This is a genomic window from Streptomyces sp. NPDC002773, from assembly GCF_040295605.1.
In the GTDB taxonomy this organism is placed as follows: Bacteria; Actinomycetota; Actinomycetes; order Streptomycetales; family Streptomycetaceae; genus Streptomyces.
Genome location: NZ_JBEOVO010000070.1, coordinates 1 through 5,519, shown reverse-complemented (window position 1 = coordinate 5,519; position 5,519 = coordinate 1). Strand labels below are relative to the sequence as shown.

At 69.1% G+C, this 5,519-nt stretch carries 6 protein-coding genes; 2 read left to right on the top strand and 4 right to left on the bottom strand.

Annotated features, from left to right (window positions below):
• Positions 1 to 93 (bottom strand): biotin carboxylase N-terminal domain-containing protein (locus ABT034_RS35150; protein ID WP_351219746.1); only part of this gene is annotated, 93 nt, incomplete at its 3' end.
• 382 nt (positions 94 to 475) lie between these two features.
• Positions 476 to 1,186: a response regulator transcription factor gene (locus tag ABT034_RS35145; protein ID WP_502973116.1), complete on the bottom strand. Its 711-nt coding sequence runs from the start codon at positions 1,184 to 1,186 to the stop codon at positions 476 to 478.
• A gap of 626 nt (positions 1,187 to 1,812) precedes the next feature.
• Between ABT034_RS35145 and ABT034_RS35140 the strand changes: the two genes are divergently transcribed.
• Complete coding sequence (locus ABT034_RS35140) at positions 1,813 to 2,463, top strand: ScbR family autoregulator-binding transcription factor (RefSeq protein ID WP_351221172.1); 651 nt, start codon at positions 1,813 to 1,815, stop codon at positions 2,461 to 2,463.
• Between the two features lie 61 nt (positions 2,464 to 2,524).
• Here the strand turns inward: ABT034_RS35140 and ABT034_RS35135 are convergent, their stop codons facing one another.
• Positions 2,525 to 3,478: an NAD-dependent epimerase/dehydratase family protein gene (locus tag ABT034_RS35135; RefSeq protein WP_351221171.1), complete on the bottom strand. Its 954-nt coding sequence runs from the start codon at positions 3,476 to 3,478 to the stop codon at positions 2,525 to 2,527.
• Positions 3,479 to 3,493: 15 nt separating this feature from the next.
• The gene (locus ABT034_RS35130; RefSeq protein WP_351221170.1) at positions 3,494 to 4,444 is read right to left on the bottom strand and encodes a ScbA/BarX family gamma-butyrolactone biosynthesis protein; all 951 of its coding nucleotides are present in this window, start codon (positions 4,442 to 4,444) and stop codon (positions 3,494 to 3,496) included.
• A gap of 130 nt (positions 4,445 to 4,574) precedes the next feature.
• On the opposite strand from ABT034_RS35130, the gene ABT034_RS35125 reads away from it, so the two are divergent.
• Positions 4,575 to 5,255 (top strand): ScbR family autoregulator-binding transcription factor, encoded by a 681-nt coding sequence (locus ABT034_RS35125; RefSeq protein WP_502973115.1) that lies wholly within the window; start codon positions 4,575 to 4,577, stop codon positions 5,253 to 5,255.
• Positions 5,256 to 5,519 lie beyond the last annotated feature (264 nt).

Below are 5,519 nucleotides of genomic sequence, written 5' to 3'. Positions count from 1 at the left end.
GTACACGGCCACGCTGCCGATACCCGCGTCCCGGCACGCCCGGGCCACACGGACAGCGATTTCGCCACGGTTGGCGATGAGCACCTTGCGCACGACGGTTTCAACTCCTGATCGACTCGCCTTCTCCGTGTTCCCTTCCCTTTTTTGGGAAAGGAGCCCGAAGACGGTGCACCGGACCTGCACCACAAGCTTGTTCGGATTCGTGGGGCCGTTCAAGACACGCGAGTTCAGGAATCCGTCAATATTCACAAGCCCATGGCGTCTGTGTGGGAAAAGCGCCAGGCGAAGGTCAGAACCGCGTCAGACGTGCCGATGGCGGGCGTGGCCGTCGTGGCAGTCCGCGCTGCCATGGCTGTCATGGCGCCAAACGGAAAACGCCCCGGGCGGCACCCTTGAGGGTGCCGCCCGGGGCGAGTCGTCGTTCGTGTCGGTCGGTTCGCGTTCGGTCAGTTCGCGTCAGGTCGGGGAGACGGGCTCAGCCACGTCCTAAGCGGAACCCCACCCCTCGGATCGTGATCACCCAGTCGCTCGCGCCCAGCTTGTGGCGCAGGCTGCTGACATGGGTGTCGACGGTCCTTCGCGACCAGGAGTCCCCCCACACCTGCTGCATGAGCTGCTCGCGAGGGATGACGGTCTCGGGGTAGGAGGCGAGCAGGAAGAGCAGGTCGAACTCCTTGCGCGTCAGATCGACGTCCCTGCCGTCCAGCGTCACCTGCCGCGCCGCCGCGTCGATGTGCAGCGGGCCCCGGGTGACCGTGCGGGCCGTCGAAGGACTCGGCCGGGCCCTGCGCATGACCGCTTCCATGCGGGCGATCAGTTCACGGAAGCCGTAGGGCTTCACCAGGTAGTCGTCCGCGCCGGCCTGGAGCCCGAGGACACGGTCGAGTTCACTCCCCCTGTGCGTCACGGCGATCACCGGTATGTCACCGGCGGATCTGATGCCCCGGCAGACCTCCAGGCCGTCCAGGTCCGGCAGCTCCAGGTCGATCAGGACCAGGTCGGCCTCGTCGTAGGCCTGGAGGGCGGCTCCCCCGGTCTCGACCCTGCGGACCTCGTGGCCATGGCGTCGGAGCCCCTGGACCAGCTCCTCCCCCTCCTTGCCGCACCTCTCCACGACGAGGATGCGCCAGCAGGTCGAGGTGCCCGGACCGCCTCTCCTGGATGTGTCGACGCTCACGCCCGCCACTCGCGCTCTCGCAGCCAGTCGCGGGGCAGGTATATGGGGCTCCTTCAGTTCTACCGACGTCAGGCTCACGGTTCCCCCTAGCACCTATGTCACTCAGCTCCGGAGCCCGTGGGGAGTCCCGGAGCCGCGGGATCCGTGGGGGACCCCGCACCGGAACGCTACAAACCGCTGCGCCGGTTTGTCAAAGGTCATTTCTCTACCATGTCGCACGCCATAATCCGAGAGTCTTGCGCAAGAAAGTTGACATGAAGTTGACATTTGGATGACCGATTTACCAGGATTTCGAGCGATTTAGAAGCCTTTACTCACCGCTCGACTGGGGGTCTCCGCATACAGGGAAACCAGTACGTACTCTTGACCACTTCTTGACAAACCGCCAGTTCGGTTTGTTAATCAGGGCGTCACTTCACTGGTACGGTTCGCCAACCCCGCCCTCGCCCCGCTCTCACGCGTGGACGGCGCTCCACTTTTCCCCCAGGCCCGGAAATACGGGTGCACCGAAAGCCCCCAAGGCCACACGAAAACCTCGTACAATACCAAGCAGTCGGTTTACAACCGTCGAACGGTACGGCGCGACGGGGTGCAAGACCGTGCCGCTGCGACGCATGGTGCTACTGGAGCCATTGGTGACCAAACAAGAGCGGGCCGCACGGACCCGCGACACGCTGATCAGATCGGCGGCCAGGGAATTCGACCAGCACGGTTATGCCCTGGCCAAGTTGTCGGCGATCAGCTCGGGAGCAGGCGTGAGCCCCGGCGCGCTCCACTTCCACTTCGAGAACAAAGCGGCGGTCGCCGCCGCCGTCGAGGGCGAGGCGTCGACCGCCCTGCGGCGGACGGCCAGGATCGTGTACCGAGAACGGTCGAACGCCCTGCAGAACCTGGCCGACACCTCGCACGCCCTCGCCCAGCTGCTCCGTGAGGACATCGTGGTGCGGGCGGGTTTCCGGCTCAGCTGTTCGAGCGGCCGCCGTACGGACCTCAATCTGCGCCAGGAATGGCAGAGCTGCGTACAGCAGCGGCTCGCGGAGGCGGCCGACGAGGGCCTGCTCGCCGCCGGCATCGGCCGCCGGCAGGACCTGGCGAGCACGATCGTGGCCGCCACCATCGGTCTGGAGGCCCTCTGCCGCGACAACGGTGAATGGCTGTCGCCCGGCACGATCACCGGCCTGTGGCGGACCCTGCTACCGATGCTGACCGGCGCCGACACGCTCGCCGGACTGGAGCCGGCGGGCAGCCAGACCGCCCCCGGCCGGGCACACGCACCGGTCGGCTGAGCGTCCTACGAGGGTGGGCCGGTCGGCGGCGGAGCGAGAACATCCGCCGCCGACCGGTCGCTCACGCGTCGGCCAGGAGGTCGCGGTACCACGGGACGTGGCCGGCGAAGCCCGCGGTGAAGCCCGGCCCCGGATCGCAGCCGAGCTCCCGCCAGGGGCGGTCGTCGGCGAACCAGTGGTCGACGGCGAGCATGTCCAGATGGTGCTGCGCGAAGGGCAGTCCGGCGAGCAGGGCGCGGGCCGTGGGAACGTCCACCGCCGGCCCCCGGGGCTTCCCCGTCCGCTGGACGAGCAGGTCTTCGGCGGCCGCGAGCAGCTCCGCGACCGGCACCGGATCCGGGTGGTCGACGTAGTACGGCCCCGCCTGGGTCCGGGGCGAGAGCGCCGCGCCGAGCAGGGTGCGCGCCAGGCTGTCCACGTCGATCAGGGAGTGCAGTGACGTTCCCCCGTCGAGCGGTCCGGGCAGGGCCCCGAGGAGCCGGACCAGTCCGGGCATCAGCTGCCGGTCGCCGGTGCCGTACACGAGGTGCGGTCGCAGTACGGTTCCGCCGGCGTCCATGACGTACCGCTCGCCCGCCGCCCGGGTGCGGCTGGTCGCGGAGACCGGGGCGAGCGGCAGGGTGCCGGGACCGGCGGCCCGGAAGGGGCCGCGGCCGTGGACGGAGGCCGTGCTCAGGGCGACGATGCGGGTCACCCCTGCGCGTTCGGCCGCGTCGACCAGCGACCGGGTGCCCTCGTCGTTGACCGCGTGGGCGAGTTCCGCGTCCCCTCCGATGGCCGAGGCGCAGTGGATCAGGACGTCGACCCCCTCGCAGGCGCGGCGCAGGGACGCGGGGTCGCGGAGGTCGCCGAGGGCGGTCTCGTACTCAGCTCCCGCCCCGGGGGTCGGCGGGCGGCGGGCGAGCAGGCGTACGCGCGCGGGCTCGGGAGCCGAGGTCGCGAGCGTCGTCGCCGTGGCCGCCACCCGGCTGCCGATGAAGCCGGTGGCGCCGGTGATCAGAATGCGGGGGCCCATCGTTTCCGATCCGGTTCAGCCCGCCAGCCGGGAGCCGAGGCCGTCTGCGGCCATCGCCAGTTCCCGGGACGGGGAGGTGAGCGTGCAGTGGAACACGGGCTGGTCGTCCTGCCGGCCGGTGACCCGGACGGTGGTCGTCGAGGGGTTGATGGCGGGGGCGATCTCGGTCTCGATCCAGCAAGGGGTGTCGAGTTCGGCGTAGCGGGAGAAGGACACGTCCATGACGGTGGGCAGGTACGCGCCGCCGCCGGTCGTCATCGCCGCCGCCTGCCGGGCGGCTTCGAGGAGCACCATCCCGGGCACGTGGTCGTTGGGGCGCCGGAAGAGAGTGGAATGGGTGGTGTCGATCCGCAGCTGCCACTCGCCGGGGCGGGTGCCGGGGCCGAGGACGACGTCCTTGGCGTCCTCGCGGCCGACCCGGTGCGGGGCCACCTCCGGGATCAGCGGTACGGGGCGCCCGAGTGCGGCCATCCGTTCGCCGCGGACCCTGCGGTACGCCATCGCGGAGGTGCAGCGGGCCTGGGCCTTGCCGGTGCCGAGGTACCGCCCGTCGCGGGTGAGCACCAGGGTGGTGCGGATGTCGCGGAGGCGGCCGCCGCGGCTGTTGAGGTCGGAGCAGATCACGTCGACGTGGACGTCGGAGGAGAGTCCGTCGACGGTGAGCGCCTCGGGATCGGCGTCGTAGGAGAGGCCCCACATGACGAACTGAGCGTCCACGGGTACCCCGAACTCGGCGTGGGCTATCAGCATGGTGCTCTGGCGTATCGTCTCGGCCACCAGTACGGGGTCGTGCCGGTCCCCTGCCACCGGAGAGAAGAAGGGATGTGCGGCAGGCCAGCGCGCGGAGACGGAGAACCGATTCTCCCCCAGCTGGGTCCACGCCGTGGGGATGATGTCCGCGGGATCTGCTCGGTGAACGAACTCCCCGGGGACGTGTGTTGTAGCTCCTCGACAGTTCTGATCCATGGATCCCCCTTGCGTTCCCCGCGCCCCGGGACGATGTGTCCGCCCGGCTTAGAATACGTACAGCGCGGTTTTCTTTTCAATGCTTCACGTCACACGTCGAGCACAGACAGCGATTTCAGCAGGAGGCGCCTTGGCGCAGCAAGCGCGTGCAATCCGCACCCGACAGGTGATCCTCGAGTCGGCCGCGACCGTCTTCGCGGAGCGCGGCTACGAGCGGACGACCATCGGCGAGATCCTGGTGCGCGCCGGGGTGACCAAGGGAGCTCTGTATTTCCACTTTGCTTCCAAGGAAGATCTCGCCCTCGGCGTGCTGGACGCACAGATGCTCGACGTACCCCTGGCGCCGCAGACCGTGAAGCTCCAGGAGCTGGCGGACCAGGCCTTTCTGCTGACCCACCGGCTGCAGCGCGACGCCCTGGTGCGGGCGAGCGTCGCCCTGGCACTGGACAGTGGCGCCACCGGGGTCGACCGCGCCGCGCCGTTCCGGGCGTGGATCGACCAGGTGTCGGAGATCCTCATGGTCGCGAAGGCGCGGGGGGAGCTGCTCCTCCACGTGGACGTGACGGACACCGCGGAGCTCTTCTCGGGAGCCTTCTCCGGCATCCAGGCGATGTCCCAGATTCTGTGCGATCGCAACGACCTGCCGCACCGGGTGTCGGTGCTGCTCCAGCACTTCCTGCCGAGCATCTGCACCCCGGCCCTGTTGTCGCGTCTCGACATGACGGAGGGCCGCGCCCGGGAGCTCGGCGAGGCGTACGACGCGAGCCGGCTGCGGAGGGAAGAAGGAAACCTCGCGGACACCAGAGGTTAACGAAAACCGACCATCCGGTTCACGGAGCGCCCCGACGCGGAACAGCGTCGGGGCGCTCCGGCGTGGGCGGTCCGGCGTGGGCGGTCTGGCGTCATGGCACTGAGTGTGTTTTGCTGAGGGTACTCAGTGCCAAAAGCGTCTAGGGGAGCTCGACATCATGGGCAAGGACTTCGACCTGTACCGGCCGTCCGAGGAGCACGACATGCTCCGGGAGTCGGTCCGTGCGCTCGCGGAGGCGAAGATCGTGCCGTTCGCCGCGGCGGT